Source organism: Amycolatopsis solani, from assembly GCF_033441515.1.
In the GTDB taxonomy this organism is placed as follows: Bacteria; Actinomycetota; Actinomycetes; order Mycobacteriales; family Pseudonocardiaceae; genus Amycolatopsis; species Amycolatopsis solani.
Window position 1 is genome coordinate 52,920 of record NZ_JAWQJT010000001.1, and the last position, 26,529, is coordinate 79,448.

27 protein-coding genes are annotated in these 26,529 nt (G+C 71.3%); 12 read left to right on the forward strand and 15 right to left on the reverse strand.

Going from position 1 to position 26,529, the window contains the following annotated elements; all coding sequences use genetic code 11:
* Window positions 1–14: 14 nt before the first annotated feature.
* Genes SD460_RS00220 through SD460_RS00230 form a run of 3 tightly spaced genes read right to left on the reverse strand, consistent with a single transcriptional unit; the run spans window position 15 to window position 2,698 of the window.
* Window positions 15–1,226 (reverse strand): NAD(P)/FAD-dependent oxidoreductase, encoded by a 1,212-nt coding sequence (locus SD460_RS00220; RefSeq protein WP_318305744.1) that lies wholly within the window; start codon window positions 1,224–1,226, stop codon window positions 15–17.
* Window positions 1,223–2,023 carry a ferredoxin gene (locus tag SD460_RS00225; RefSeq protein WP_290058086.1) on the reverse strand — a complete coding sequence of 267 codons (801 nt, stop codon included), beginning with the start codon at window positions 2,021–2,023 and terminating at the stop codon, window positions 1,223–1,225. Before SD460_RS00225 ends, SD460_RS00220 begins: the two co-directional genes overlap by 4 nt.
* A gap of 6 nt (window positions 2,024–2,029) precedes the next feature.
* A complete protein-coding gene (locus SD460_RS00230; RefSeq protein ID WP_290058087.1) occupies window positions 2,030–2,698 on the reverse strand; it encodes a DUF4142 domain-containing protein in 669 nt (222 codons plus the stop codon).
* A gap of 248 nt (window positions 2,699–2,946) precedes the next feature.
* On the opposite strand from SD460_RS00230, the gene SD460_RS00235 reads away from it, so the two are divergent.
* From SD460_RS00235 to SD460_RS00255, 5 genes are all read left to right on the forward strand, one after another.
* Complete coding sequence (locus SD460_RS00235) at window positions 2,947–3,525, forward strand: sigma-70 family RNA polymerase sigma factor (RefSeq protein WP_290058088.1); 579 nt, start codon at window positions 2,947–2,949, stop codon at window positions 3,523–3,525.
* The gene (locus SD460_RS00240; protein WP_290058089.1) at window positions 3,522–3,851 is read left to right on the forward strand and encodes a hypothetical protein; all 330 of its coding nucleotides are present in this window, start codon (window positions 3,522–3,524) and stop codon (window positions 3,849–3,851) included. Before SD460_RS00235 ends, SD460_RS00240 begins: the two co-directional genes overlap by 4 nt.
* A gap of 31 nt (window positions 3,852–3,882) precedes the next feature.
* A complete protein-coding gene (locus SD460_RS00245; RefSeq protein ID WP_318305749.1) occupies window positions 3,883–6,669 on the forward strand; it encodes an AAA family ATPase in 2,787 nt (928 codons plus the stop codon).
* A gap of 31 nt (window positions 6,670–6,700) precedes the next feature.
* Window positions 6,701–7,813: a dimethylsulfone monooxygenase SfnG gene (gene sfnG, locus SD460_RS00250; RefSeq protein ID WP_290058091.1), complete on the forward strand. Its 1,113-nt coding sequence runs from the start codon at window positions 6,701–6,703 to the stop codon at window positions 7,811–7,813.
* A gap of 88 nt (window positions 7,814–7,901) precedes the next feature.
* On the forward strand, window positions 7,902–9,143 hold the full coding sequence (locus SD460_RS00255; protein WP_290058092.1) for an SLC13 family permease: 1,242 nt from the start codon (window positions 7,902–7,904) through the stop codon (window positions 9,141–9,143).
* Here SD460_RS00255 and SD460_RS00260 read toward each other — a convergent pair.
* The 5 genes from SD460_RS00260 to SD460_RS00280 form a co-directional block, all read right to left on the reverse strand.
* Window positions 9,127–10,869 (reverse strand): HAMP domain-containing protein, encoded by a 1,743-nt coding sequence (locus SD460_RS00260; RefSeq protein WP_290058093.1) that lies wholly within the window; start codon window positions 10,867–10,869, stop codon window positions 9,127–9,129. The genes SD460_RS00255 and SD460_RS00260 overlap by 17 nt on opposite strands.
* Window positions 10,870–11,052: 183 nt before the next feature.
* Window positions 11,053–12,174: a bifunctional RNase H/acid phosphatase gene (locus tag SD460_RS00265; protein ID WP_290058094.1), complete on the reverse strand. Its 1,122-nt coding sequence runs from the start codon at window positions 12,172–12,174 to the stop codon at window positions 11,053–11,055.
* The gene (locus SD460_RS00270) at window positions 12,171–12,908 is read right to left on the reverse strand and encodes a zinc ribbon domain-containing protein (protein ID WP_290058095.1); all 738 of its coding nucleotides are present in this window, start codon (window positions 12,906–12,908) and stop codon (window positions 12,171–12,173) included. Before SD460_RS00270 ends, SD460_RS00265 begins: the two co-directional genes overlap by 4 nt.
* 11 nt (window positions 12,909–12,919) lie before the next feature.
* Complete coding sequence (locus SD460_RS00275) at window positions 12,920–13,741, reverse strand: Nif3-like dinuclear metal center hexameric protein (RefSeq protein ID WP_290058096.1); 822 nt, start codon at window positions 13,739–13,741, stop codon at window positions 12,920–12,922.
* A 293-nt stretch (window positions 13,742–14,034) separates the two neighbouring features.
* Window positions 14,035–14,193: a hypothetical protein gene (locus SD460_RS00280; RefSeq protein WP_290058097.1), complete on the reverse strand. Its 159-nt coding sequence runs from the start codon at window positions 14,191–14,193 to the stop codon at window positions 14,035–14,037.
* A gap of 162 nt (window positions 14,194–14,355) precedes the next feature.
* Here SD460_RS00280 and SD460_RS00285 point away from each other — a divergent pair, with 162 nt between their 5' ends.
* The 3 genes from SD460_RS00285 to SD460_RS00295 are packed head-to-tail and all read left to right on the forward strand — an operon-like array spanning window position 14,356 to window position 16,376.
* Window positions 14,356–14,817: a low molecular weight protein-tyrosine-phosphatase gene (locus SD460_RS00285; protein WP_290058098.1), complete on the forward strand. Its 462-nt coding sequence runs from the start codon at window positions 14,356–14,358 to the stop codon at window positions 14,815–14,817.
* Between the two features lie 60 nt (window positions 14,818–14,877).
* Entirely contained in the window at window positions 14,878–15,711 is an 834-nt protein-coding gene (locus tag SD460_RS00290; protein WP_290058099.1) for an SURF1 family cytochrome oxidase biogenesis protein, read from the forward strand.
* Window positions 15,712–15,761: 50 nt separating this feature from the next.
* A complete protein-coding gene (locus SD460_RS00295) occupies window positions 15,762–16,376 on the forward strand; it encodes an FMN-binding negative transcriptional regulator (protein ID WP_290058100.1) in 615 nt (204 codons plus the stop codon).
* A gap of 135 nt (window positions 16,377–16,511) precedes the next feature.
* Here the strand turns inward: SD460_RS00295 and SD460_RS00300 are convergent, their stop codons facing one another.
* Both SD460_RS00300 and SD460_RS00305 read right to left on the reverse strand, forming a co-directional pair.
* Window positions 16,512–17,402, reverse strand: a complete 891-nt coding sequence (locus tag SD460_RS00300) for a cobalamin biosynthesis protein CobD/CbiB (protein WP_318305758.1) — start codon at window positions 17,400–17,402, stop codon at window positions 16,512–16,514.
* Between the two features lie 75 nt (window positions 17,403–17,477).
* A complete protein-coding gene (locus SD460_RS00305) occupies window positions 17,478–18,161 on the reverse strand; it encodes a FadR/GntR family transcriptional regulator (protein ID WP_438860822.1) in 684 nt (227 codons plus the stop codon).
* A gap of 103 nt (window positions 18,162–18,264) precedes the next feature.
* On the opposite strand from SD460_RS00305, the gene SD460_RS00310 reads away from it, so the two are divergent.
* From SD460_RS00310 to SD460_RS00325, 4 genes are all read left to right on the forward strand, one after another.
* Window positions 18,265–18,759 (forward strand): gluconokinase, encoded by a 495-nt coding sequence (locus tag SD460_RS00310; RefSeq protein WP_290060133.1) that lies wholly within the window; start codon window positions 18,265–18,267, stop codon window positions 18,757–18,759.
* Window positions 18,756–20,120, forward strand: coding sequence for a GntT/GntP/DsdX family permease (locus tag SD460_RS00315; protein ID WP_290060134.1), 1,365 nt, complete (start codon window positions 18,756–18,758; stop codon window positions 20,118–20,120). Before SD460_RS00310 ends, SD460_RS00315 begins: the two co-directional genes overlap by 4 nt.
* Window positions 20,121–20,188: 68 nt before the next feature.
* On the forward strand, window positions 20,189–20,509 hold the full coding sequence (locus tag SD460_RS00320; RefSeq protein ID WP_225439772.1) for an ArsR/SmtB family transcription factor: 321 nt from the start codon (window positions 20,189–20,191) through the stop codon (window positions 20,507–20,509).
* Window positions 20,506–21,012 carry an SRPBCC domain-containing protein gene (locus tag SD460_RS00325; RefSeq protein WP_290060135.1) on the forward strand — a complete coding sequence of 169 codons (507 nt, stop codon included), beginning with the start codon at window positions 20,506–20,508 and terminating at the stop codon, window positions 21,010–21,012. Before SD460_RS00320 ends, SD460_RS00325 begins: the two co-directional genes overlap by 4 nt.
* Window positions 21,013–21,066: 54 nt before the next feature.
* On the opposite strand, the gene SD460_RS00330 is transcribed toward SD460_RS00325, so the two are convergent.
* From SD460_RS00330 to SD460_RS00350, 5 genes are read right to left on the reverse strand one after another with little or no spacing between them, the layout of a single operon-like run.
* The gene (locus tag SD460_RS00330) at window positions 21,067–22,035 is read right to left on the reverse strand and encodes an N-acetylglucosamine kinase (RefSeq protein ID WP_290060136.1); all 969 of its coding nucleotides are present in this window, start codon (window positions 22,033–22,035) and stop codon (window positions 21,067–21,069) included.
* A complete protein-coding gene (locus SD460_RS00335) occupies window positions 22,032–23,297 on the reverse strand; it encodes a 6-phospho-beta-glucosidase (RefSeq protein ID WP_290060138.1) in 1,266 nt (421 codons plus the stop codon). The genes SD460_RS00330 and SD460_RS00335 overlap by 4 nt, the downstream gene beginning before the upstream one ends.
* On the reverse strand, window positions 23,294–24,184 hold the full coding sequence (locus SD460_RS00340) for a carbohydrate ABC transporter permease (RefSeq protein WP_290060139.1): 891 nt from the start codon (window positions 24,182–24,184) through the stop codon (window positions 23,294–23,296). Before SD460_RS00340 ends, SD460_RS00335 begins: the two co-directional genes overlap by 4 nt.
* Entirely contained in the window at window positions 24,181–25,164 is a 984-nt protein-coding gene (locus SD460_RS00345) for a carbohydrate ABC transporter permease (protein ID WP_290060140.1), read from the reverse strand. The genes SD460_RS00340 and SD460_RS00345 overlap by 4 nt, the downstream gene beginning before the upstream one ends.
* Window positions 25,161–26,519 carry an extracellular solute-binding protein gene (locus tag SD460_RS00350; RefSeq protein WP_290060141.1) on the reverse strand — a complete coding sequence of 453 codons (1,359 nt, stop codon included), beginning with the start codon at window positions 26,517–26,519 and terminating at the stop codon, window positions 25,161–25,163. The genes SD460_RS00345 and SD460_RS00350 overlap by 4 nt, the downstream gene beginning before the upstream one ends.
* Window positions 26,520–26,529 lie beyond the last annotated feature (10 nt).

The window sequence follows — 26,529 nt, forward strand, 5'->3', positions numbered from 1 at the left end:
GCCAGGATGGTAGCTCAGTAGCCCGCCACCGCTTCGGTGTGGTGGCGGGCCGGCGCGGGGTGCTGGCGGGCCAGTTCGGCCGTCCAGTGCAGGACGGCGGCGGGGCTGTCCAGGCCGATCAGCCCGACCAGCCTGCCGTGGCGGACGAAGCCCGTGATGGGCCGCGTGCCGGGCACCGGCGACTCCAGCAGGACCGTGTCGGTGGCCAGCGCGGGGCGGCCCGCGACCTGGATGCGGACGCCGTGCTGCTCGGACCAGTAGCGCGGCACCGGCGTGTACGGCCGCGCGCCCTGCGGCCCCGCCAGGAGGTTCTCGGCGGCCGCGCGGCTCATTTCGACGGCGTTGAGCCAGTGTTCGTCGCGCCGCGGTGCCGGGTCGTAGCGGAGGTTGGGCCAGCGGGCGACGTCGCCGGCCGCGACGATCGTCGACGAGCCGACGACGTGGCAGGTGGGTTCGCAGACGACGCCGTCGTCGAGCGGCAGCTTCGCGCCGCGCAGCCACGACACCGCCGGGACGCTCCCCACCGCGACGACGACGCACGCGACGTCGAGCGCGCGGCCGTCGGCGAACTCGAGCCCGACGGACGTCGTCCCCGGGCGCCAGCGGCGGATCGTCGTGCCGAGTTCCAGGTGGACGCCGCGGGCGGTGTGCAGCGCGGTGAGCCAGTCGCCGATGTCGGGGCCGAGGACGTCGGCCAGCAGCGGGCGCGACCGGCCGAAGAGGACGACGCCGCGGCCGGTCTCGCGGAGGCTGGACGCGACTTCGCAGCCGATGAAGCCGTCGCCGATCACCGCGACCGGGCCCGGGTGGCCGGCCAGCGCGCGCTGGAGGGCGACGGTGTCGGAGAGGGTGCGGACGACGACCACGCGCGGGTGGCCGTGCGGCGCGCCCGGCAGGCGCCGGGGTTCGACGCCGGTGGCGATGATCAAGCCGTCGTAGCGGAGTTCCTCGTCGCGGAGGTGGACGACCTGCCGGTGCGGGGACAGCGCGGTGACCGGCGTGTCGAACCGCCATTCCGCGTCCACTTCGAGCGGGTCGGCGAGGAGGGTGTCGGCGCGGCTGACCGCACCGGTGAGCAGCTGCTTGGACAGCGCCGGGCGGTGGTAGGCGATGCCGGATTCGGCCCCGAGGACGACGACCTCGCCGTCGAACCCCAGTTCGCGCAGCCGTTCGGCGGCGCGCAGGCCGGCCAGTCCGGCTCCGGCGATGACGATGCGTTCAGTCATCTGATCGCTCCCAGCAGGTGGATGGCTCGCATGGGACAGGCGCGTGCGGCGGCGCGGACGTTCGGGGCCTCCCCCGCGCCGGGGCGTTTCTCGTACTCGAGCCGTCCGTCCTGGCCGAGCTGGAACACCTGGGGCGCCTCGCTCTGGCAGACGCCGTACGCGTGGCACCGGTCGCTGTCGACGTCCACGCGCAGCGCCGCCGGCTCCGGCTCGGGCGGGGTGATCAGCCCGGCGCGGGCGAGCACCGCGGCGGGCAGCACCCGCAGGACCGACAGCAGCACCGGCGGGACGAGCAGGGTGAGACCGGCCAGCCAGACGACGGCGAGGTGCCCGCTCGAGACGGCGCCGAGCCACGCGTGCACGGCGAGGAGGCCGATCGCGAGGTAGCCGGCCTGGTGGAAGCGCAGCCAGCGGCCTTCGCGTGCGCCGCGGCGCAGGCCCGCCGTCACGGACACGGCGATCACCAGCTCGAGACCGGCGATGCCGAGCGCGTGCCGCGGGGCGCCGTCGTAGAAGGGCAGCAGGAGGTCGGCGGCGCCGAACGGGTCGTCCTCGAGGAAGAGGAAGGTCAGCCCGTGCACGGTGCCGGTGGCGAGGGTGAACGCGGCGAGCAGGACGTGCCCGGTGCGCAGCGCGTCCTGGCCGCTGAGCCGGCGGACCCAGCCGGTGGCGGCGAGCACGCCCCAGCACAGGGTGAGGCACATGCAGAGGTAGGTGAGGCGGCCGGAGAGCGCGGCCGCCTCGGCGATCCCGGTGTCGTGCGGCGACACCGGGACCAGTGCGGCAGAGGGGGACATGGGCGGCTACCTCCGGGTGCGCGGCGGGGTCGTGCGGGGAGTTCCGAGCAGGCGGAGCAGGCCGAACGTGGCGACGGCGGCGAGGGCCACGAGGACGGCACCGGCGGCGAGGTCGCCGCCGCCGAGGGTGTCGGCTTCGGTGGCGGACACGAGCAGGGACGTGGTTTCGGCGAGCCCGGTGCTCTCCAGGAGCGTCAGGTGCCCGAGCGCGGTGTCGACGGCGGTCTGGGCGAACGCGCGGACGTCGTCGTCGCGGGTGCCGGCGCGGACGTCGGAGGCGAGCGCGAAGAGGCTGCCGTACTCGGCGCGGAGCCGGTTGACGTAGGCGCGGTCGAACGCGTCGCCGGAGTCCGCGGCGATTTCCTCCGCCCAGGCGCGCTCCTGGCCGGTCGGTTCCCCCGGGAGGGTGATCGCGAGCCGGTCGGCGACCGCGCGCAGGGCGACGTCGAGGCGGGCCTGGTCGTCGGCGATGCGGACGGCGACCGCGCGGACGCGGCGGTTGACGGCCCGCTCGGCGGCGAGCCTGCTCGACGGCCCGGCCCACAGCGTGTGCTGCTTCAGCCGGGTCAGCAGGCCGCGATCGGTCTGCTGCAGTTCGCCCGCGGCCGCCGGGAGCGCGCACCCGAGCGCGAACGCGGCCGCGGCGGCCAGCAGCGCCATGAATCGGAGCGGCATCCCCGTTGTCCCTTCGCGAAGGAGTCCTCACATCCAGCTACGGCGGAAAGGTGTGATCCGGTTCTCGATGTCACCTTTTAGTGACCTGTGACGTGCATCACAAGACACATTCTGAACCGATCTTGAACGCGCGTCGTCGACGCCGACGCTAATGGGGCACGGAAACTAATGCATATGGCCTATTAAGTGGTTTTGCGCTACGCTCCGATGGCCCCACGGTCCGCCAGTCAGGTGAGGTTGCGAGCTTTATGGAAGCACTGGGCAGAGAAAGTCGCGGCCAGCTCGGCTACGCCTCGTCCGCCACCGCGGCCGCCGTCGCGGCCGATCCGGCGGACGATCTCGTCCCGTTGCTGTACAAGGACTTCCGCGCCACCCTGTTCGCGCAGGTACTGGCCCTGACCAACCACGACCGACAGTGGACCGAAGACGTCGTGCAGGAGACCATGATCCGCGCGTGGCAGCACTCGGACACCCTCGAACGCGACCCCGGAATGCTGCGCGGCTGGCTGCTCACGGTGGCCCGCCGGATCGTCATCGACGGCTGGAGAAATCGCCGGGTCCGCCCGCAGGAGGTCGCTCTGGACATCCCGGAAAACACCGAGTCGGCCGACCGGGCGGACAGTTCGTTAGCCGCACTAACGATTACTCGGGCATTGGGAGAACTGGACGCGAAATACCAGTCCGTCATCTACGAGACCTACCTCGCCGGAAACACCGTTCGGCGGGCGGCGGAAATTCTGGGAATTCCGGAAGGAACCGTTAAATCGCGGTTGTACACGGCGATGCGGCAATTGCGGAAGGCGCTCGGGGAAGTGGCGGTGCGATGACGGGGAAGCACCGGGACGCCGCGGCGCACGGGCTCGGCGTCCTCGACGATCCGGCGGAGTTCGAAACGCACCTGCGGGGCTGCGCGCGCTGCCGGGTCCTGGTGGCCGAGTTCCGCTCGGTGGGCGAGGCGCTGGCGGAGGCGGACCGGCTCGGGTACCTCCCCCGCGGCGGCTCCGGCTACCCGCTGCCCGACGGGGGTGCGGCGGGGCCGGCCGAGGAGAAGGACCGGTTCGCATCGGCTGCGTCCATCGTCTCCCCTGCTCGTGTCGTGGCCCGTTCCGGCCGCGCTCCGCGGGATCTCCCCTGGTCGGCCGGATTCCAGTAGTCTGCCCCAACCCAACATGAAAGTCCTTACGGTGGATACCGAAGTAAATCCCGAGAACCCCGTCAGCGGGGCTTCGGTACCGAAGCGTCCCGCCCCGCGGCTCCCCGGCCGCGAGCCCGAGCTCAGCCGTCTGACCAGCCTCTTCCCCGCCGCGCTCGGCGGCCGGGCGGCCAGCGCGGTCCTGGTCGGCGAGTTCGGCATGGGCAAGAGCGCCACCCTCCACACCGTCGCGGCGCTGGCCGCGGACGCGGGCTTCACCGTCGCGATCGCCACCGGGTCGCGGCTGGAGAGCCACCTGCCGGGCGGGCTCGCCCGCCAGCTCGCGGACGCGCTGAGCGAACCCGGCGCGCCGCGCCCGCGGACCGCCGAGCTGTGCGGACCGGCCGGGGAGAGCGAAGCGCTCGAACTCTTCTTCGGGCTCGTCCGCGAGGCGGCCGGCCGGGGGCCGCTGTTCCTCGGCATCGACAACGTGCACCTCGCCGACGCCTGGTCCATGCGGTGCCTCGCCTACATCCGCAACCGCGTGCTCGACCTGCCGGTGCTGATCCTCCTGACGGCGCTGACCGGGCACCCGCCGCACCACGAGGTCGCGCTGCTGGAGATGGCGGGCTGCACGCCGGCGTCGATCACCCTCAACGGCCTCGGCGACGCGGCCGCGGCCGAAATCCTCGGCCTCGCCCCCGGCGAGCTCGCCACCGCGTGCCGCGAAGCGACTGGCGGCAACCCGTACCTGCTGCAGGCCCTGCGGCCGCGGCTGCTGCCCGGCGCGGACCCGCACGAGCTCGGCTCGTCGCTGATCGGCCAGGTGCTCCACACGCGGATGCAGGAGTTCCCGCACGCGGCGGAGATCCTGCACGCGGCGGCCATCCTCGGCGAGGACGCCGGGTTCGACCTGCTGGCCCAGCTCGCCGGGGTCGACGAGCTCGACGCGTTGCAGGCGATCGACACGATGGTCCGGCTGCACGTGCTCACCAACAGCAACCAGCCGTCGCTGACCTACTCGTTCGTCCGCAACTCCCTGCTGAAGGACATGCCGCAGACGACTCGCGCGGTCAACCACGGGCGGGCGGCGAAGCTGCTGTCGGAGACGGGCGCGCCGGTCGAGCGCGTGGCCGCGCACCTGCTGGAAGCGACGTCGATCCGGATCCCGTGGGGCGTGGACGTGCTCCGGCTGAGCGCGCGTGACGCCGTGTTCTCCGGACGGCCCGAGCTGGCGGCGCGGCACCTGCGGCGGGCGCTGGCGGAACGGCTGACGTCCGGGCGCCGGGTCGCCGTGCTGCTGCAGCTGGCGCACGCGGAGTTCCAGGTCGACCCGCAGGCCGCGGCGAAGCGGGTGCGGGAAGCCGTCGACACGATCAGCAACCGCGAGACGGCCGCGTTCATCGCCTCCGCGATGCTGCTGTCCCTCTGCGGCGGGCAGGACGCCCGGCTCGGGATCAGCGCGGCGGGCCAGATCGCGGCGCGGCTCGACGCCGGCGGGCCGGACGCCGTCTGGCCGCTGCTGTGCATGACCTACCTCGCCGAGGCGGGCAGCCGGCTGGGCCCGCCCCCGGAGTTCCGCGACTTCGAGGAGCAGTGGGCGCCGCTGACCGACCCGGCGGCGCAGCGGAGCCGCTCGGCGCTGCTCGCGCTCGACGCCGTCCGCAGCGGTGAGTCCGCGCAGGACGCGCTCGGGCACTTCACGGACGCGTTGTCGGGCGACGACGGAGAACTGTTCGAGCAGCACTACTTCTTCACGCTGGCCACCGCGGTGCTCGCGGACGAGCCGGCCCACGTCGACCGGCTCTGCCGCGTCCTCGACGTCGAGCGCGAGCCGTGGGACGTGCACGTGCCGCACGGCGCGCTGCCCACCCTGGCCCGAGGCATCGCGCTGCAGGCCAGCGGTGACCTGCAGCGCGCGAGCGTGCACTTCGAATCGCTGCTGCGCCGGTTCGACGAGCGCGGCGGCACGACGACCTGCCCGGTCGGCGTGCTGTGCGCGGCGAGACTCGTCGAGTGCTGGGTGGACCTGGGCCGGTTCGAGGCGGCGACGTCGCTGCTGGACCGGATGGACTTCGTGGCCAGCCAGGGCCTGTTCACCCACACCTACCTGCTGTACGCGCGGGGACGCCTGCGCGTCGCCACCGGGTACACCCGCTTCGGGTTCGAGGACCTGCTCAGCTGCGGACGGCGGCTGGCCCACCACGGCATGCGATTCCCGGGGTTCGTGCCGTGGCGCGCGCACGCCGCGCGGGCCGCGCTGGCGCTCGGGCAGGCCGACGACGCGGCCCGGCTGGCCGAAGAGGACAGCAACGCGGCGGCCCGCTGGGGCGCGGCGCGCCCGCTCGGCACGGCGTTGACGACGCTGGGCCTCGTGCGCGAGGACGACGAAGCCGAGCGCGCGCTGACCAAGGCGATCACGACGCTGCGGACGTCCCCGGCGCGGCTGCAGCTGGCGACGGCGCTGACGGAGCTCGGCAGCCTGCAGGCGCGGCACGGCCAGTCCGAAAAGGCCATCGAAACGCTGCGACAGGCGGTGGAGCTGAGCGAGCACTGCGGCGCGCGCCCGCTCGCCCGGCGCGCGGCGGAGGAACTGCGTTCGGCGCGGCGCGCGCTGACCCCGGCCAAGGACAACGAACACGGCTTGACCCGGCAGGAAAACCGCATCGCCGTGATGGCCGCGCAGGGGTTGACCAACCGGGAAATCGCGACGGCGCTGCACCTCACGCGGCGCACGGTGGAGCTGCACCTGTCGGGTGCGTACCGGAAGCTGGGCATCCCCGGCCGCGCGGAACTCGGTGGCGCGCTGGCCAAGTCCCACCGTGCGGACGCGCGTTGACCCGTTTCCGGGTCGTTGCTCTACTCGGGTCATGTCGTTCGAAGAGCCGTTGAAATTCGCCTACTGGGTCCCGAACGTGAGCGGTGGCCTCGTCACGTCCGATATCGAACAGCGGACGGACTGGGGCTACGAGTACAACAAACAGCTGGCGGTGCTGGCCGAGAACAGCGGGTTCGAGTACGCGCTTTCCCAGGTTCGCTACACCGCGAGCTACGGCGCCTCCTACCAGCACGAGTCGACCGGGTTCAGCTTGGCGCTTTTGCTGGCCACACAACGGTTGAAGGTGATCGCGGCCGTCCACCCGGGACTGTGGCACCCGGGCGTGCTGGCGAAGTTCATCGCCAGCGCCGACGTCATTTCCGGCGGCCGCGCGGCGGTGAACGTGGTCAGCGGCTGGTTCAAGGGCGAATTCACCGGCCTCGGCGAACCGTGGCTGGAGCACGACGAGCGCTACCGGCGTTCGGAGGAGTTCATCCGCGTCCTGCGCGAACTCTGGACCAACGACCACGCCGAGTTCCGCGGCGACTTCTACCGCATCCACGACTTCGACATCAAACCGAAGCCGGTCGCGGCCCCGCACCCGGAGATCTTCCAGGGCGGCAATTCGACGGCGGCGCGGAAGCTGGCCGGGAGCGTTTCGGACTGGTACTTCAGCAATGGCAAGGATTTCGACGGGTTCAGCGAGCAGGTTTCGGAGGTGCGCGGCTACGCCGCTACTGCCGGCCGGACTGTCCGATTCGGACTGAACGGGTTCGTGATCGCGCGTTCTTCGGAGAGCGAGGCCCGCGCGGTGCTGAAGGAGATCGTCGAGAAGGCCAACGTCGAGGCGGTCGAGGGTTTCCGCTCGGCGGTGGCACAGGCCGGCAAGTCCACTTCGGACGCGAAGGGGATGTGGGCGGACTCGGAGTTCGAGGACCTGGTGCAGTACAACGACGGCTTCCGGACGAAGCTGATCGGGACGCCGGAGCAGATCGCCGACCGGGCGATCGAGTACAAGAAGCGCGGGGCGAACCTGTTGCTGCTCGGGTTCCTGCACTACCTGGAGGACGTCGAGCACTTCGGCAAGGAGGTGCTGCCGGTGATCCGCGCGAAGGAACAGGACCTGGCCCGCGGCGCGGCCACGCCGGAGCCGCTGGGGGTCTGACGCAAGCGCCCCAATGTGGCGTTCGGTGCGTTGAACGCAACCAACGCCACATTGGGGCGCTTGCGCGGCCGTCGATTAGCGTGGGCACGTGAACTTCTGGGCAGGGGCCGGCAGCCTCGCACTGCTGGCCGTCGTGCTGGTCTTCGCCATCGTCCGGCCGCGCGGCTGGCCCGAAGCCGTTGCCGCGGTGCCGGCGGCGGGTCTCGCGTTGCTGCTCGGGCTCGTCCGTCCCGAAGCGGCCGGGCAACGGGCTGTCGAGATCCTCCCGACCCTGGGCTTCCTGGCCGCCATCCTGCTTTTGTCCTTTTTGGCCAGTGTGGACGGCGTCTTCAGCTGGCTCGGCAACCGCCTGGCCGAGGCCTGCCACGGCAAACCGCGCCGGCTTCTGGTGCTCACCTTCGCCGCGGCGGCCGGAGTGACCGCGATCCTGAGCCTGGACGCCACCGTCGTCCTGCTCACCCCGGTCGTGCTCGCCACGGCGAAGGGCCTGGCGCTGCCGCCCCGCCCGCACGTCTACGCGTGCGCGCACCTGGCCAACTCGGCGTCGACGCTGCTGCCGGTGTCCAACCTGACGAACCTCCTCGCCTTCGCCGCGTCGGGACTGACGTTCGCCGGGTTCACGGCGCTGATGGCGTTGCCGTGGCTGGTCACGATCGGGATCGAACTGCTGGTGTTCCTGCGGTTCTTCGCCGCCGACCTGCGTCCCCGCGAGACGGCCGAGCCGAAGCAGCACCTCGAGACGCCGACGTTCGCGCTGGTCGTCCTCGGCCTGACGCTGGCCGGCTTCGGCATCGGCCAGCTCGGCCACGTCGAGCCGGTCTGGATCGCGGCGCTCGCGGCGTTGATCCTCGGCGTCCGGGCCCTCGCGACAGGAAAGATCCGACCGTGGCAGCTGGTCACCGAAGCGTCGCCGCAGCTGTGCCTGTTCGTGCTGGGCCTGGCGGTCGTCGTGGAGGCGGTGTCGGAGCACGTGCTGGGCGGCCTCCTCGGCGACGTCCTGCCGACGTCCACCGGCCTGCTGGACCTCCTGGTCGCGGCCGGGGTGGCGGCGCTGCTCGCCAACCTCGTCAACAACCTCCCGGCGACGCTGATCCTGCTCTCGGTCCTCGGCCCGCACCCGGCACCGGGCGTGCTGCTGGCGGTCCTGCTGGGCGTCAACATCGGCCCGAACGCGACCTACCTGGGCTCACTGGCGACACTGCTGTGGCGCCGGACGCTCCCGGCCCCGCCGTCGGCCCGCACGTTCCACGCGCTGGGCGCGATCACGACGCCGCTGTGCCTGGCCGCGGCGACGGTCGCGTTGTGGGTGAGTCTCAGCTGGGCATCGTGATCGTCTGGCCCGGCTTCATCGTCGCCCCGCAGTCGTCGAGCGGGCCGCCGAAGCGGTCCGCCGCCACGGCCGGGATCGTCTTCGCCGCGTACTCCTGCGCCGCCTTCAGCTTCGCCGGGTCGGTGGCCGCGTCGCGACGGACCCAGTCGCCGTTGCGGAGGCCCTCGATCGGGCTGCTGTAGATCAGCACGTAGTCGCGGTCCAGGCGCGGGTCCAGCGCGATGCCGTTGCCCGCCGCCCACGGGCCCCACGAGTGAATGAACGTCGGCTTCACCGTGTCGAACACGTAGTTGCGCAGGCCCGCCAGGTCGTTGTCGTGGACCAGGTCCGCGATCGGCTTGTTGACCAGGCCCGCCATGTCGACCAGCTCGAGGCGGCTGGTCATCGACGAACCGCCGAGGTCCGGCAGCAGCAGCGACGCCTTCTGGATGCCGAGGATGTCCGCGTACGTGTTGAAGCCGCGGCCGAAGCGGTCCGCCACCAGGCACGCCGTGATGTTGGGGTTCTTCGCGAACTTGTCGGCCGCGGCCGCGAACCCGATCGCCGACGGGACGAACGCGCCCACCAGCACCACGACCACGCCGACGCGCAGCAGGGCCTGGCGGTGGCGCAGCAGCTCGCCCGCCGACAGCGTGCCCGCGATGACCGCCAGCGCCCAGATCGGGCTGGCGAAACGGTGCTGGTACATCCAGTCGGCGACCATCACGCCGTACGCGACGATGCCGAGCCCCAGCGGCACCAGCAGCGCGATCAGCGAGCGCCGCCACGGGGCCTTGACCAGCGCGAACGCGATCACCAGCGCCAGCACCACGACGCCGGCCCAGCCCGCGTATTCGGCCAGTTCGAAGGGGCGCTTCACCGCGTCGAAGCCGGGCAACCCCTGCTGCTTCGCCACCGACGGGTTGGCCAGGAGCCGGCCGAACTCGGCGTGGCGCCAGACGACGTACGCGCCGAACGGCACCGCGAACGCCGCCACGGACAGCAGCGCGAGGCGGAAGCTCTTCCAGAACAGCCCGCCGCGCAGCAGGAACAGCGCCGTCAGCGGGTACGCGCCCGCGTAGATCAGGCCTTCCGGCCGGGTCAGCGCGGCGAACGCCACCATGACCCCGGCCCAGAGCGCGACCTTCGGCGTCAGCAGGCGATCGTTGCGGACCGCGACGAACAGCGTCACGGCCAGCGTGACCACGGCGAACGCGAACAGCGAGTTCTCCAGGCCGGACACGACCCAGATGACGAACGACGGGATCGTCGCCAGCGTCAGGCCGGCGACCAGCGTGGCCAGCCACGCGAAGCGGGTGAAGATCTGCTTCGCGGCGAAGTAGCAGGCGGTCAGGATGCCGCCGGTGAACAGCAGGCCCAGCGCCTTCGGGAACAGCACGTAGTCGGGCAGACCGAAGAGCGAGCCGTGGTCGAAGAGGCCGACGAGCTTGCCGAGGCCGAGCAGCACCATCCACGTCGGGTCGGAGAAGCCCTCGACCGGCGGGGCGCCCGGCTGCAGCACCGGGCCGAGGCCGTCGGCGAAGCTGCGGGCGTAGGAGAACGTGATGGCGGCGTCGTCGACGATCCAGTGGCCGTAGCGGGTGGCGTGCACGGCGACCGCCGCGACGCCGGCGAGCACGGCCAGCACCGGTGCGAGCCGCGAGCCCCAGCTCCGCGTCGTCGTCGCGGGCGCGGGGTCCTCGGGGACGTCGCTCGGGGAGGTCTCGGTGAGTGCGCTAGCCGTCATGTCCTCGTCACTGTTCCGCCCGCAGGCTTCTGCCGGTGGGATACGCGCGAGCCGGCGCCCCCTGAAGTGGATCCACAGGCGGACCCGCCACCGCGGCGACGCGGTCGAGACACTGTAGCCAATACCCCATCGGGGGTCGGCCACGCGTCGGCATTGAGCGTGATCCACCCCACATTCGACGGGTCAGGACAGGTGCGAGGTGTCGTTCACCAGGCGGACCGAGGCGTTGCCGTCCGGGTAGAACTCGACGATCGACAGCGACGCGAGGTCGAGGTGCAGCCGGAACAGCAGCTGCGGGCCGGCGTCGAGGCCCATCCGCAGCAGCGTCTTGATCGGCGTCACGTGGCTGACCAGCAGCAACGTCCGCCCGCCGTGCTCGGCGATCAGCTCGTCGCGGGCCTTGCGGACGCGCCGGTGGACGACGTCGAAGCTCTCCCCGCCCGGCGGCGGCACCGCGCTGTCACCCAGCCAGGAGCCGTGCAGCTCGGGGTCGCGGTCGGCCGCTTCGGCGAACGTCAGGCCTTCCCAGTCACCGAAGTCGGTCTCGATGAGGCCGGGGTGGGTCTCGACGCGGCCGCCGAGCGCGTCGGCGACGGCCTGCGCGGTCTGCTTCGTGCGCGTCAGCGGCGACGCGATGATCGGAACCGCCTGGCCGTCGACGACCAGGCCGTCCATCGCGGCCAGCCGCTTCGCCGCGGCCGCGGCCTGCGCGCGGCCCAGTTCGGTGAGCGGGACGTCGCCGCGGCCGGAGTAGCGGCGCAGCGCCGACATCTCCGTCTGGCCGTGGCGCAGCAGGAGCAGCCGGGTCGGAGTGCCCTTCGCGCCGGTCCACGCCACGGTCGCGCGGTCGGGCTTGCGGGTCGGGAGCGTCGGCTTCGGCGCGGCGGCGGGCTTCCCGGCGGCTTCGTCCATGGCCTCGTTGGCCAGGCGGTCGGCGTGGGAGTTCTGCGCGCGCGGGATCCACTCGTACTTGACGCGGGAGAAGCCGGCGGCCAGCTCCTTGGCCTGCTCGGCCAGCGGCTGCATGTCCGGGTGCTTGATCTTCCAGCGCCCGGACATCTGCTCCACCACGAGCTTCGAGTCCATCCGGACGTCCACAGTGGACGCCCCGAGCTCGGCCGCGGCGGCGAGCCCGGCGATCAGGCCGCGGTACTCGGCGACGTTGTTGGTGACGACGCCGAGGCTTTCCTTGCGCTCGGCGAGGACGTCACCGGTGGCGGCGTCCTTGACGACGGCGCCGTAGCCGGCGGGCCCGGGGTTGCCCCGGGAGCCGCCGTCGGCCTCGATCAGGACGTGCGACGTCACAGCCCCGACTCCACGGTCCGGACCAGGATCGCGCCGCAGTTCTCGCACTGGATGACGTCGTCCTCCGGCGCGGCCTTGATCTCGCTGATGGTGCTGCGGTCCAGCTCCAGCTGGCAGGCGCCGCAGCGGCGGGCGCGCAGCAGGGCGGCGCCGATGCCCTTGTGCTCGCGGACCCGCTCGTACAGCTTGAGCAGCGGCTCCGGGAAGCGCGGCACCAGCTTCTCGCGGTCTTCCTCGCGGCGCGCGCGGGTGGTGTCGAGGTCCTTGAACGCCTCGTCGCGGCGGGCGGTCGCGGCGACGACCTCGGCTTCGGCCTTGTCGACCTCGGCGCCGGTGCGCTGCGCGTCCAGGCCGAGGGCTTCGCGCTGCTCCATCAGCTCCAGCAGGTCGTCCTCGAGCGCGCGCTGGCGCCGCTCCAGCGACTGCAGCTCGTGCTCGATGTCGGTCATCTGCTTCGAGTTCACCGAGCCGGACGCGAGGAGCTTGCGGTCGCGGTCCTCGCGGGCGCGCACCGACTCGATCTCCTTCTCCTGCCGGGCGATCTCGCGGTCGAGGTCAGAGGCGGCGGTCTCCACGGAGACGAGCGCGTCGCGGCGCTCGCGGGCGGTCTTCTCCCCCGCGTCGATCTCGGCCAGCTCCGGCAGGGTGCGGCGGCGGTGCGCGGTGCGCGAGAGCTCGGCGTCCACCTTGGCGAGCTCGAGCAACTGGCGCTGCACGGCGGGTTCGGCCTTCACGGTGCTCCTCTTTAGTTCGATGTGCGCTCGGCGCGGACGTTCCACGGGTCGGTGCACCGCGTGGAGACGCAGGTGTCGACGTTACCCGCAAACGCCCGCGCCACGACCGCCGAGGCTTGCCCGCACCACGGCCATTCGCTGGCCCAGTGGGTCAGCCCGACCAGCGCGGGCACCGGCGGAGTCCCGGCCAGGTGCTCACCGGCGGGGTGATGCCGCAGGTCGGCGGTGACGTAGGCGTCGGCACCGGCCGCGGTGGCCTGCTTCAGGTAGGAGTCCCCGGCCCCGCCGGACACGGCGACGGTGCGGATCTCGCGCTCCTCGTCGCCCGCGCCGAGCACCCCGGGCACGGTCTCGGGCAGGGCGTCGGCCACGCGCTGGACGAAGATCGCGAACGGCTCCGGCTCGGGCAGCTCCCCGAGCCGTCCGATCCCGGTGACGCCGTCGGCGTTGGGCGCCAGCGGGCCGGTGACGCGGAGCCCGATCGCCTGCGCGAGCGCGTCCGAGACACCGGGGTCGGCCGAGTCGGCGTTGGTGTGGGCGCAGTAGAGCGCGATGCCGGCGCGGATCATCCGATGCACGAGCGCGCCCTTGGCCGTGTCGGCCGGGACGCCGTGCACACCGCGCAGGAGCAGCGGGTGGTGCGCGACGATCAGCTGCGCCCCGAGCTCGGCGGCCTCGTCGACGGTTTCGGCGACCGGGTCGACGCAGAAGAGCACGCGCGTGACGGGCTCGGCGGGATCACCGCAGACGAGACCGACGGCGTCCCACGACTCGGCGAGCGCGGGCGGGTAGGCCTGCTCCAGCACGGCGATGACTTCGGAGAGTGCGGGCATCCGGGGATCTTCGCATGGACGTTTTCCGGCCGTGCGGTGTGCTGTGGGTGGCGCTCCGGCGGCGTCTGGCCGCCGCCGCCGTGAGCGCCGCGTGGAGGGTCAGTTGCAGTTGCCGCAGCAGCCGCAGCCCTGACCGGTGCACTTCGAGCAGCATCCGTGCATGATCGCTTTCCTTCCGGTTCGCGTCCTCGCTTGATCACGCTAAGTGCCGATCGCGGGCCGCGGGTACCGCCGAGCGAGCGGGTGAAGGGGTGAACCGCCGATTACCCTCGCGAACGGCGCCCGGTGGCTGACTAGGCCGCCGCGCGGCCGGCCCCCTCGGGCCGCCGGACGACGAGCGCACCGGCGAACACGAGCACGCCGAGCGCGAGCAGGCCCCACCCGAAGCCGCGGCGCACGGACAGCGCGGTCTCGCACGCCGCCTGGTAGCCCTTGGTGCGATCGGGCAGCACCCAGCCGGCACCGGCGTCGGCCGCTCGCGGCTGTCGGGTTCGCGGTGACCCGAGCAGGATCAGCGGACCGATGGCGGCGCGGCCTCGACTGCCGCCCTTCCGCAGCTCGACCGGGGAGTCGGTGTCGTTCGATTCCCGATCGCCACCGTTACCCTCGCGAACGTGACCCACATCGTCTTCGTCTGCTCCGGCAACATCTGCCGCTCCCCCATGGCCGAGCTGGTGTTCCAGGCCAAGCTCGACGAAGCCGGCCTCGGCGACGCCGTGCGCGTCACCAGCGCCGGTACCGGGCCGTGGCATGCCGGGGAGCCCGCCGACAAGCGGGCCCGCGCGACGCTGAAAGCGCACGGCTACCCGACTTCACACGTGGCGTCCGAGGTGTCGGACGAAGACCTCGCCGCCGATCTGCTGCTGGCCGCTGATGAGGGGCATGCCGCCTTCCTGCGCTCGCGGGTCGATGATCCGGCGAAGGTGCGGCTGCTGCGGTCGTTTGACCCGACCGCACCCGAAGGCGCCGAGGTCCCCGACCCCTACTACGGCGGTGACGACGGCTTCGAGGACGTCCTCGGCATGGTCGAGCGCACGGTGCCCGGATTGCTCGATTGGGTGCGTTCGCGGGGGTAGAAGTCACAGGTGGCGGAGGTCGGCGGGCGGCCCGGCCGGGGCACGGCCTACCGTGGTGGGGTGCGGTTGCGGTTCCTGCTCAAGCCCGGGTGGCTGGCTCTGACGGCGGTGGTGTTCACCTTCGCCATCTGCTGCTTCACGCTGCTTTCCCCGTGGCAGTTCAGCCGCAACACCGAACGCGAGCAGCAGAACTCCGCGCTGGAGACGTCGTTCACGGCCGCGCCGCTGCCGCTGGCGCAGCTGCTGCCGCCGGGGACGGTGATCGGCCCGCGGACCGAATGGCACCTCGTCTCCATCACCGGCCGGTACCTGCCGGACAAGGAGGTCGTCGCGCGGCTGCGGACGGTCCAGGGCGAGGGTGCCTTCGAGGTGCTGACGCCGCTGCAGACCACCGACGGCACCATCGTGCTGATCGACCGCGGGTACGTCCGGCTCGACAGCAAGTCCGGCGCGCTGCCGTTCCCGCCCGCCCCGGCCGGCACGGTGACGGTGACCGCGCGGGCGCGCGCGGACGAAACGGACCCGAAGAACCGCGACGCGTTCGCCGACGCCTCGACCGGCGGGCAGCTGCAGAGCTACGTCGTCGATTCGCAGGTCGTCGCGCGGGCCGGGAAGCTCGACATCCGGCCGGGCTACTTCCAGCTCGACACCGGCCAGCCCGGCGTGCTCGGCGCGTTGCCGCTGCCGCAGACGGACTCGGGGCCCTTCCTGTCGTACGCGCTGCAGTGGATCGCCTTCGGCGCGATGGCGCTGCTCGGCTGGCTGTACTTCACCGTGCGGGAGCTGAAGCCGGGTGGCGCGCTGGATTCGTCGACGCCGGAGAAGTCGCGGCGCAAGACGGTGGCCGAGATCCTGGCCGAAGACGAGCTCGCCGAAAGTGGCCACCAGAAATAAGCCGGAAATGGCCCTTCGGTGCGGCCACTTCGCCGGGTGACACTGCGGGCATGCTGATCCACCCGTGGGACGCCGCCGACGACTCCGAGTGGCGGGAGTGGCTGTCCTCGCACGACTTCGGCCAGCTCATCGCCGGCGGCACCGGCCGCGACCTGCCGGTGGTGACCCCAGCGCACTTCGCGTTCGACGGCGACCGGACGGTCGTCACGCACCTGGCGCGCCCCAACCCGATCTGGCCGTTGCTGGAAGAGCACCCGCGTGCCCTGCTGACGGTGGTCGACGACTACACCTACATCCGCGCGGACTGGAACACGACCGGGGATCCCGCCCGCGGCGTGCCGACGTCGTACTACGCGACCGTGCAGCTCGAGGGCGACGTCCGTCTGATCGACGACCCGGCGGCGAAGGCGGCGCTGTTGGACGAGCAGTTGCGGCACTTCGAGCCCGACGGCGCGCGGGCTCCGGTGAGCGCCACGGAGGCGCCGGACCGGCGGCTGCTGCCGGGGATCCGCGGGATCGAGTTCACGATCACGGGCGTCCGGGCGAAGTTCAAGTTCGGCGGCAACAAGACGGCCGAGGACCGGGACCGCATCGGGTCCCGGCTGACCGAACGCGGCGGGCGGCTGGACGCGGAGGCGGTGACGCAGCTGCGCCGGCGCGGTTGAGAGGCCGGGACGCAGTGACCGAGCACCGGCGGCGGTCGTGGCCTGCCTCGGCGGAGGCGTGAAGGTCGCGAATGACTCATTCGGGACCACCGTGGTCCCGAATGAGTCATTCGGGACCACTAGGCGTGATCCGGCTCAGCGCGAGCGGCGGCGCAACCCCGTCACCACGGCCAGCAGCACCGAGGTCACCGCGGCCAGCCAGCCGACCACGCGGGACAGCTCCACCGCGCGGGTCACGTGGCCCGCGTCCGGGTTGCGCCCGACGCCCAGCACCGGCAGCTCGGCCACCCCGTGCGGGTACACCGTGCGGCCGCCGACGCGGATCTCCAGCGCGCCCGCGAACGCCGCCTCCACGCGGCCCGCGTTCGGACTCGGGTGGGCGATCGTGTCGCGGCGCCAGGCGCGCCACGCGCCGCCCGCCGAGCCGCCGACCACCGGGGCCGCCAGGACCGTCAAGGCCGCGGCCACGCGGGTCGGGACCAGGTGGACGAGCTCGTCGAGGCGGTCGATCGCCCAGTGGCCGCGGCGGCCGACGCGGGCGCGGCGCAGCAGGCTCACCGCGCGGGCGCCGGCCAGGCCGGGGACGCCCGCCAGCGCGCCCCACACCAGCGGGGCGACCACCGCGTCGGACGTGTTCTCGGCCAGCGTCTCCACCGAGGCGCGGGACAGCGCGATCGCGCCCAGGCCGTCGGCCACCCGCGGGTCCAATTCGGACAGTGTGGTGCGGGCCGGCTCGAAGCGGCATTCCTCGAGGTCGCGGGCCAGCTCGGTGCCCTGCAGCGCCAGGCCGGCCGCGCCGAGGACCGCCCACGTCGTGACGGCCGTCGCCGAAGCCTGGACCACGGGACGGCCGCGGCCCGCCCGCTCCAGCAGGACCCCGCCCACCACCGCCACACCCGCGACGAGAGCGCCACGGCCGGGCGTGAGCCGGCGGAACGCCGTCACCGGCGGACGGCGGCGCGGGTCGCCCAGGGCGCCGTCGGCCGCCACACCCAACACCAGTCCGATCGCGCGCGCCGCGCTCACCCGTGCCCCCCGGCAGAAGAAAACTGCAGTACGCGAGGAGGCTACTCGACCCAGGAAGACCGCCGGAAACCCCGGTTACTCGACCAGCGCCGCGATCTCCTCGCGTGCCTGGACGACGATGTCCCGCATCGCCCGCTCGGCCCGGTCCGCCTCCCCGGCCGCCACCGCCGCCGCCACCTCCAGGTGCAGCGCGATGGCCTCGGGCTGCGGCTCCGGGGGCATCAGGCCGTGCCCGGTCCGCCCGGTGAGCACCTCCGCGACGACCTCCGACAGCTGCGCGAACATCGGGTTCCGCGACGCGCTGAGCAGCAGGTCGTGGAACGCGATGTCGAACTCGAGGAACGTCGTGAGGTCGCGGGCCCGCGCGGTGCGCGCCAGCCGCTCCCCCAGCGCGCCGAGCCGGCCGCGCTCCTCCGGCGTCGCGCGCAGGGCCGCGTAGCGCGCCGCGCACGGCTCGATCGCCGAACGGAGCTCGTTCAGGGTCGCGAGCGCCGCCGGGCGGGCCGGGCCGTCGAGCTGCCAGCGGATCAGGCGCGGGTCGTAGTGGTTCCACTCCGCGGTCTCGCGGACGGTCACCCCGACGCGCCGCTTGCTGCTGGTCAGCCGCATCGTCTCCAGCACCCGGACCACTTCGCGGGCTACCGTCCTCGAAGCCCCGAAGCGCTCTTGCAGCTCTTCGGAGCGCAGCACGGTGCCGGGTGGCAGCGACCCGTTCGCGATCGCCGCGCCCAGCGCGTCCAGTACCTGCTCGTGCCTCACCCGGCCCAACCTAGCCGTCTGACTCGATTAAGTAGTACTTCATCTTGAATAAGTAGTACTTTTGAGTTTCACTCACCTGAGCACAACGAAGTGGGAGGTGCGGATGACCGTCATCGTGGTGATGGGGGTGTCAGGCTCCGGGAAGACGACGATCGGCACGGCGCTGGCCGGCGCGCTGGGCGTCGAGTACGCCGAAGCGGACTCGTTCCATCCGAAGGCCAACATCGACAAGATGACCGCGGGGCACCCGCTGACCGACGAGGACCGCGCCCCCTGGCTCGAGGCCATCGCCGGCTGGATCCGCGAGCACCAGGCCGAAGGCGGCGTCGTGACGTCGTCCGCGCTCAAGCGCCGGTACCGCGACGTGCTGCGGACCGGCGGGAACGTCTGGTTCGCCCACCTGCACGGCGACCGCGAACTCCTCGCCGAACGCATGAAGTCGCGCTCGGGCCACTTCATGCCGGTCTCGCTGCTGGACTCCCAGCTCGCCGACCTCGAACCCCTCGAACCGGACGAGCCCGGCGCGATCTTCGACATCAGCGACACGCCGGCGGACATCACCGACGCCGCCCTCACCGCCTTCCGGGAGCGTTCATGACCACCCTCGCCGCCGCCTGGACCGGCCACGACTCCCGGCTGATCATCGCGACCGTCGTCGCGATCGCCGTCATCGTCGTGCTGATCACCAAGGTGAAGCTGCACCCGTTCCTGTCGCTGGTGCTCGGCTCGCTCGTGCTCGGGCTGACCGCCGGGATGCCGGTCGACAAACTGCTCAAGAGCTTCACCACCGGCGTCGGCAGCACGGTCGCGTCGGTCGGCATCCTGATCGCACTCGGCGCGATGCTCGGCAAGCTGCTGGCCGACTCGGGCGGCGCCGACCAGATCGTCGACACCGTGCTCGGCAAGGCCCGCGACAAGAGCCTGCCGTGGGCGATGGCGCTCGTCGCCGCGCTGATCGGGCTGCCGATGTTCTTCGAGATCGGGCTCGTCATGCTGATCCCGGTGGTACTGCTCGCGGTCAAGCGCACCGGGAAACCGTTGATGCTGCTGGGGATTCCGGCGGTGGCCGGGCTTTCGGTGCTGCACGGGCTCGTCCCGCCGCACCCGGGCCCGCTCGCCGCGGCGGGCGCGCTCAACGCAAACGTCGGGATCACGCTGGCGTTCGGCCTGCTGGTCGGCATCCCGACGCTGGTCGTCGCGGGCCCGCTGTTCGGCAAGCTCGCCGCGCGGCTGGTGCCGGACGCCGTCGCCCCCGAACGGCTGGTCCCGGAGCGCGCCGACACGGACAAGCCGCGCCCGAGCTTCGCCGCGACGCTCACGACGGTGCTGCTGCCGGTCGTGCTCATGCTGGCGAAAGCGCTCTCCGACATCCTGCTGGCCAAGGACAGCGGCGCCCGCAAGATCCTGGACTTCGTCGGCGACCCGCTGATCGCGCTGCTGGCGGCGGTCCTGGTCGGCATGGTGCTGCTGGGCCGCCCCGCCGGGCTGGGCCGGGCCAAGCTGTCCACTGTGGTCGGTGACTCGCTCGGCCCGATCGCGGGCATCATCCTCATCGTCGGCGCGGGCGGCGGCTTCAAGCAGACCCTGGTCGACGCCGGCGTCGGCGACGTCATCACCGGCCTGGCCAAGGACGCGAACCTGTCGCCGCTCCTGCTCGGCTGGCTGGTCGCGGTGGCGATCCGCCTGGCCACGGGTTCGGCGACGGTGGCGACGGTCTCCGCCGCGGGCATCGTGGCTCCGCTGGCGGCGCACATGGACTCGTCGCAGAGCGCGCTGCTGGTGCTGGCGATCGGCGCCGGGTCGCTGTTCTTCTCGCACGTCAACGACGCGGGATTCTGGCTGGTCAAGGAGTACTTCGGCCTGTCGGTCGGCCAGACCCTGAAGAGCTGGTCGGTGATGGAGACGCTGATCTCCGTGGTGGCGATCGCCCTGATCCTCCCCCTCTCCCTGCTGGTCTGAACCAACGCACTTTCACGTGAAAGCGGCGCCCGTTGACATGTGACCTTTTGGTCACCTATCTTGAGGACGTGCACGACGACCTGGTGTTCAAGGCGCTGGCGGATCCGACCCGCCGGTTCCTGCTCGACCTGCTCTTCGAACGTGACGGCCGCACGCTCACCGAGCTGGAGACCCAGGTCGAGATGACCCGCTTCGGCGTCATGAAGCACCTGAAGCTGCTGGAGGAAGCCGGGCTCGTCGTCACGCGGAAGGACGGCCGCGAGAAGCGGCACTTCCTCAACCCCGTGCCGATCCGGCAGATCCACGACCGGTGGATCGACAAGTACACCGAGCGCCAGGTCACCGCGCTGCTCGACCTCAAGAACGAACTGGAAGGCGAAGAACCATGACGAACACCGTGCAGGTCCACCGCGTCTACATCAAGGCCACCCCGGAACGCATCTGGGAGGCCATCACCAAGCCCGAGTGGACGCAGAAGTACGGCTACACCGGCCTCGCCGACTTCGACCTCAAGGTCGGCGGCAAGCACCGCACCCGCCCGACGCAGGCGTTCATCGACGCCGGGTTCACCGGTGACCTCGTCGACGGCGAGGTCCTCGAGGTCGACCCGCCGCGCAAGCTCGTCATCACCTGGAAACTGCTGATGGGCCCCGAAGGGATGGGCGCCGAGCCCTACACGACGCTCACCTACGACATCGAAGCGACGAAGACCGCCGGCACCAGACTGACCGTCACGCACGACGTCACCGGTGCGCCGCTGACCGCCGACATGGTCGCCGGGGTGCACGAGGACGTCAACGCCGGGCCGGGCGAGAACGCCGGCGGTGGCTGGGCCTGGGTGCTCTCGGACCTCAAGTCGCTGCTGGAAACCGGGGAAATCCTGGTGCCGTAGGGGGTCTGGCGGGACCTGTCTCGCGCCGCTTCGAGACCGGTCCCGCCAGGGTCTTCAGACGCGCTGGGTCGCCGCCTTCAACGCCGCCTTCGCGGCCTCGGGCGCACCCAGCGTGTCGAGTCCGAACAGCGCCGCCCCCACCACGGGGTTCACGTCGACGACGCGGACCACCGCGCGCGGCGCCACCTTGAGGCACCGCTTCTCGATCTCCGCGATCACCGGCGCGCCGATCCCGGTCAGCACGCCGCCGCCGAGGACGATCTCCGGGGCTTCCTCGGTCAGCTCCAGCTCGCGGAGGATCACCGCGGCGAACACGCTGACCTCCTCCACGAACCGCGTCACGATGTCCTGGGCGACCTCGTCGCCGTCCGCGGCCACCTCGAACAGCAGGGGGCACAGGCCGTGGATCGAGGCGGCCGGGATTTCCTCGAAGTGCAGGCCCTGCACGACGTCCAGCAAGGCCGGCTTCCCGAAGTACGCCGCCACCGCGGGCATCAGCGCGGTCCGCGGGCCGCGGCCGTCTTCGGCGCGCACCGCCCACCACAACGCCTCTTCGCCGAGCCGGTAGCCGCCGCCCCAATCGCCGGAGATCTTGCCCAGCGCGGGAAAGCGGTGGACGCGGCCGTCCGGGCCGACGCCGGCCCCGTTGATCCCGGCCCCGCACACCACCGCGACGCCCACCCCCGCGCTGCCCGCCCGCAGCAGCGCGAGGGTGTCGTTGCCGACGGTCAGGGTGTCGCTCCAGCCGCGCGCGGACAGCGCCGCGTGCAGCACCTCTTCTTCACGCGGGAAGTCCAGCCCGGCCAGGTACGCCGAGGTGTGGACCGCGAACGGCTTTTCCCCGAAGTCCGGGTACGCCGCCAGCACCAGGCCTTCCAGCGCGGTGACGCAGGCCGCGACGCCGACGTTCTGCGGCGACGCGCCCGGACCGCGTGACTTGCCGAGCACGACACCGTCTTCCGAGATCACGAGGACCTCGGTCTTGCTGTTGCCGCCGTCGATCGCGATGATGGCAGGCTTCATCCGCGCGCCCACGGCAGGTACTCGCGGTTGATCCGCACCAGCGAGTCGGCGAGCGTGTCGGCCTTCGTGTACTGGCCGACCAGCGGGTGCGCCAGGAGCGCGTCCGCCACGCGGTCGCGGCCGCCCTTGATCGCCGCTTCCAGCGCGAGGAACTCGTACGCCGTCGTGGCCGAGATCAGGCCGGAGAAGTTCGGCTCGACCGGCGGCTGCGGGATCGGCGTGGCACCGGATGAGTCCACAGTGGAGCGGGCCTCGACGACGGCGTCGTCCGGGAGGAACGGGAAGGTGCCGTCGTTGCGGACGTTCACCACGTGCTCCTCGGCCGGCCCGCCCGCGGTCAGCGCGTGCACCAGCTGCACCGCGGCTTCCGAGTAGTACGCCCCGCCGCGCTTCTCCAGCGACTCCGGCTTCGTGTTCTGGTCCTCGTCGAGGTAGATCTTCAGCAGCTCTTCCTCGACGTCGGACACGACGTCCGCGCGCGGCCGCTCGGTGCGCTGCTTGGCGACCTGCTCGTCGTGCGCGTAGAAGTACTTCAGGTAGTACGACGGCACGACGTTCATCCGCCGCAGCCACTCCTCCGGCACACTGACCTCAGTGGACAAGTACGAGAGGTGCTGGTCCAGCAGCTCCGGCAGCCGGTCGACGCCGTCGACGAGCGCGCCGCGCTCCCAGCTCAGGTGGTTCAGTCCGGTGTGGACGAGCTTGACGTCGTCCGCGCCGACGCCGAGCAGCTTCCCGAACTGGCGCTGCAGGTTGATCGCGACGTTGCACAGCCCGACCGCGCGGTGGCCCTCGTTGAGCAGGGCGCGCGTGACGATGCCGACCGGGTTGGTGAAGTTGACGATCCACGTGTCGTCGCCGGCGATCTTGCGCACGCGGTCGGCGATGTCGAGCACCACCGGGACCGTGCGCAACGCCTTCGCGAGGCCACCCGCGCCGGTCGTCTCCTGCCCGACGCAGCCGCAGGCGTGCGGGAACGTCTCGTCGGAGCGCCGCGCCCGCTGCCCGCCGACCCGCAGCTGGATCAGCACCGCGGACGCGCCGTCGACCCCCTCCTCCAGCGACTGCGTGGTCCGCACCCGCGCCGGGTGCCCGGCGTGGTCGAGGATGCGCTGGCTGAACCCGCCGACGGCGTCCACGCGGTAGGCGTCCGGGTCGACCAGCACGATCTCGTCTACGTCCAAAGTGGACCGCCGACCGGCGATCCCGTCGATCAGCTCCGGCGTGTAGGTGGACCCGCCACCGACGACTGCCAGCTTCATCCCTTGACCCCCGTGAATGTGATGCCCTTGACGAACGACTTCTGGGCGAAGATGAACAGCACGATGACCGGCGCCATGATGAGGGCCGTGGCGGCCATCGTCAGGTTCCACTCGACGTGGTGCATGCCGCGGAAGGACGCGATCGCCAGCGAAAGCGGCCAGTGGTCGCGGTTTTCCCCGGTGTAGAGCAGCGGCCCGAAGTAGTCGTTCCAGGTGAACAGGAAGCAGAACATCGCCGTGGCCGCGATCCCGGGCTTCGCCATCGGGATCAGCACCCGGTACATCGCCTGGAACTCGTTGCAGCCGTCGATCTTCGCCGCCTCGATGTAGTCCTTCGGGATCGTGAGGAAGAACTGCCGGAGCAGGAAGATCGAGAAGGCGTCGAAGAAGAAGTACGGCACGATCAGCGGAACCAGCGTGCCGGTGAGGCCCATCCGCACCCACAGGTCGTACAGCGGCACGATGGTGACCTGCGGCGGCAGCAGCATCGCGGCCACGGTCAGCATGAAGAACAGGTTCTGCCCGCGCCACCGCAGCTTCGAAAGCCCGTAGGCGGCCGGGATCGCCGAGAGCAGCGCGCCCGCCGTCGCCACGCCCGAGTAGAGCAGGCTGTTGCCGAAGTACGACAGCAGCGGCGCCTTCTCGAACACTTCGACGAAGTTCTCGAAGTGCCATTCGGTCGGCCACAGGCTCGCCGTCATCGCCTGGTCGCTCTTCATCACCGAAGTGAGGAAGACGAACAGCAGCGGCAGCATGAAGATGACGCCGAGCGCGATCCCGACCGCGTGTGTCGCGATGTACGACAGCCGCTTGTCCCACTGCCGCTTGAACTTCACCTTCGGCGGCACGCCCGCCGCGCGTTGCGGCGCTTCGGCCAACGCGGTCATGCGCCCTCCTCCTGGTGCTGGGACTTGCGCAGCTGGCGCACGAGGATCCAGGTGAACGCCGCGCTCACGATGAACAGCAGCACGGCCATCGCCGCCGCGTAGCCCATGTTGAAGTAGCGGAAACCCTGGACGTACAGCCAGATCGGGTACGTCAGCGTCGAGTTCTGCGGCGCCCCGATGAGCTTCGAGTTGCCGGCCACGTCCGCGGTGCCCGCGCTCGCGGAGGCCGCCACGATCGCCTGGGTGAAGAACTGCAGGGCGTAGATGATCGAGTTGACCACGCCGAAGAGCAGCACCGGCGAGATCGACGGGAGCGTGACGTGCCAGAACCGGCGGATCGGGCCGGCGCCGTCGAGCTCGGCGGCCTCGTACTGCTCGGTCGGGACGTCCAGCAGCGCGGCCAGGATGATGATCATCAGCTCGCCGGAGCCCCACAGCGCCAGCAGCGTCAGCGCGGGCTTCGACATCTCCGGGCTGTTGAACCACAGCCCGCCGTCGATGCCGACGAGCCGCAGGAACCGGTTGACCGGCCCGAATTCCGGGTTGAACACGAAGACGAAGGCCAGCGTCGCCGCCGCGGGCGGGGCGAGCGTCGGCAGGTAGCAGAGCGTCCGGACCAGGCCGACGCCCGACTTGAGCCGGGAGATCACCGACGCGACGCCGAGGGAGAACACCACGCGGCAGACCGTCAGGATGACCACCAGCCACAGCGTGTTGTACGCGGCCGTGCCGACCAGCGGCTCGGTGGTGAACATCCGGACGTAGTTGTCGAAGCCGATGAACACCGGCGCGTTGATCAGGTCGTACCGGGTGAAGGAGTAGTAGACCGTGGCGATCAGCGGGTAGCCGAAGAAGATCAGGAACCCGAGGAACGCCGGCGCCATGAAGAAGAAGACGGTCCGGCGGCGCTTGGCCCGGCGGGCCCCCGCCCGTGCCTTGGCAGGCACGGACGGGGACACCTTTTCCACGAGCGTGGTCATCCGCCCGCGCCCTTCTGCTTGAGTTCGTCGTTGACCTGCGCGTCGACCGTCTTCAGGCCGGCCACCAGGTCGGGCACCGAACCGGCCTGCCACTTCTCCGCGAAGTCGTTGACGGCCTTGAGGTGCGCGTCACCGATCGGCGTGGTCTGGTTGGCCACCAGCTTGCCGCTGTCGTAGATGTCGAGGAACGTCTTGAACTGCGGCTGCAGGTCCAGCTTCGGCGAGGTGAGCGAAGCCTTGGTGCTGGGCACGTTCTTCAGGCCGTTGGCCATGTCCACCAGGGTGTCGGTGTCCAGGGTGACCTGCTTGATCAGCTCCCACGCGGCGCCGGGGTTCTTGGCGCCCTTGGGGATCGCGATGATCGTGCCGGTGGTGAAGCCGCCGCCGTAGCGGTCGGCCAGCGAGTCGAGCACCGGGAACGGCGCGGTCTGGTACTTGACGTCGGGGGCCTGGTCCTTGAGGAACGCGGTGCGGAACTCGCCGTCCATGATCATGGCGAGCTTGCCCTTCTGGAAGCCGTGGTCGGCGGAGTACTCGTCGCCGAGGCCCGCCTTGAACTTCTCGACCTTGTCGTGGCCGCCGTAGAAGTCGATGAGCTGCTTCTGGAACTCGAACATCGCCTTCCAGCCGGGGTTGGTGGCGAGGTCCGACTTGCCGTCCTGGCCGAGGAAGGTGGCGCCGAAGTACTGCGCCCAGTACTGCGCCTGGTTGGCGTAGAAGGGCATCGAGGGCAGGAAACCGGCGACCTTGATCGAGCCGTCCGGGTTGAACTCGGTGAGCTTCTTGGTGTCCTCGAACAACTCCGACAGCGTCTTCGGCGGCGAGGTGATGCCCTTCGACGCGAACATGTCGGTGTTGTAGTACATCCCGTAGACGTCGGCGAGCATCGGCATCGCGCACCGCTTGCCCTGGTACTCGGTGTAGTTGCGGACGGCTTCGGGGATTTGGTTCAGGTCGATCTTGTCGCGCTCGATGTAGGGCTTGAGGTCCTGGAAGCTGCCGGTGGAGCACCAGGCGCCCAGGTTGTCGGTGTAGAACGAGATCGCGACGTCGGGCGGGTTGCCGCCGCGGATCGACTGGGTGAGCTTGTCGTCGTCCTGGTTGCCCTCGTGCTTGATTTCGATGTTCGGGTACTTCGCTTTGAGCTTGTTGAGCCCGGCCGTGACCACGCCGTACTCGCGGTCGGTGAACTTCGAGTACACGGTGATCGTGAGCTTGTCGTCCTTGCCGGGCGCGGCCGCGGCGTCACCCCCGCTCGGGGCGGCGGCGCCGGAACAGGCGCTGGTCAGCAGGACGGACGCCGCGGCGGCGGCCGCAAGAAGTGCGCCGCGACGGGTCCGGGTGGTAGGGGGCATGGCCCTCCTC

Coding starts and splice junctions, on each gene's coding strand:
- SD460_RS00220 (WP_318305744.1), bottom strand. CDS start 1,226: ATGACTGAACGCATCGTCATCGCCGGAGCCGGACTGGCCGGCCTGCGC.
- SD460_RS00225 (WP_290058086.1), bottom strand. CDS start 2,023: ATGTCCCCCTCTGCCGCACTGGTCCCGGTGTCGCCGCACGACACCGGG.
- SD460_RS00230 (WP_290058087.1), bottom strand. CDS start 2,698: ATGCCGCTCCGATTCATGGCGCTGCTGGCCGCCGCGGCCGCGTTCGCG.
- SD460_RS00235 (WP_290058088.1), top strand. CDS start 2,947: ATGGAAGCACTGGGCAGAGAAAGTCGCGGCCAGCTCGGCTACGCCTCG.
- SD460_RS00240 (WP_290058089.1), top strand. CDS start 3,522: ATGACGGGGAAGCACCGGGACGCCGCGGCGCACGGGCTCGGCGTCCTC.
- sfnG (WP_290058091.1), top strand. CDS start 6,701: ATGTCGTTCGAAGAGCCGTTGAAATTCGCCTACTGGGTCCCGAACGTG.
- SD460_RS00260 (WP_290058093.1), bottom strand. CDS start 10,869: ATGACGGCTAGCGCACTCACCGAGACCTCCCCGAGCGACGTCCCCGAG.
- SD460_RS00275 (WP_290058096.1), bottom strand. CDS start 13,741: ATGCCCGCACTCTCCGAAGTCATCGCCGTGCTGGAGCAGGCCTACCCG.
- SD460_RS00295 (WP_290058100.1), top strand. CDS start 15,762: ATGCTGATCCACCCGTGGGACGCCGCCGACGACTCCGAGTGGCGGGAG.
- SD460_RS00310 (WP_290060133.1), top strand. CDS start 18,265: ATGACCGTCATCGTGGTGATGGGGGTGTCAGGCTCCGGGAAGACGACG.
- SD460_RS00315 (WP_290060134.1), top strand. CDS start 18,756: ATGACCACCCTCGCCGCCGCCTGGACCGGCCACGACTCCCGGCTGATC.
- SD460_RS00325 (WP_290060135.1), top strand. CDS start 20,506: ATGACGAACACCGTGCAGGTCCACCGCGTCTACATCAAGGCCACCCCG.
- SD460_RS00330 (WP_290060136.1), bottom strand. CDS start 22,035: ATGAAGCCTGCCATCATCGCGATCGACGGCGGCAACAGCAAGACCGAG.
- SD460_RS00335 (WP_290060138.1), bottom strand. CDS start 23,297: ATGAAGCTGGCAGTCGTCGGTGGCGGGTCCACCTACACGCCGGAGCTG.
- SD460_RS00340 (WP_290060139.1), bottom strand. CDS start 24,184: ATGACCGCGTTGGCCGAAGCGCCGCAACGCGCGGCGGGCGTGCCGCCG.
- SD460_RS00345 (WP_290060140.1), bottom strand. CDS start 25,164: ATGACCACGCTCGTGGAAAAGGTGTCCCCGTCCGTGCCTGCCAAGGCA.
- SD460_RS00350 (WP_290060141.1), bottom strand. CDS start 26,519: ATGCCCCCTACCACCCGGACCCGTCGCGGCGCACTTCTTGCGGCCGCC.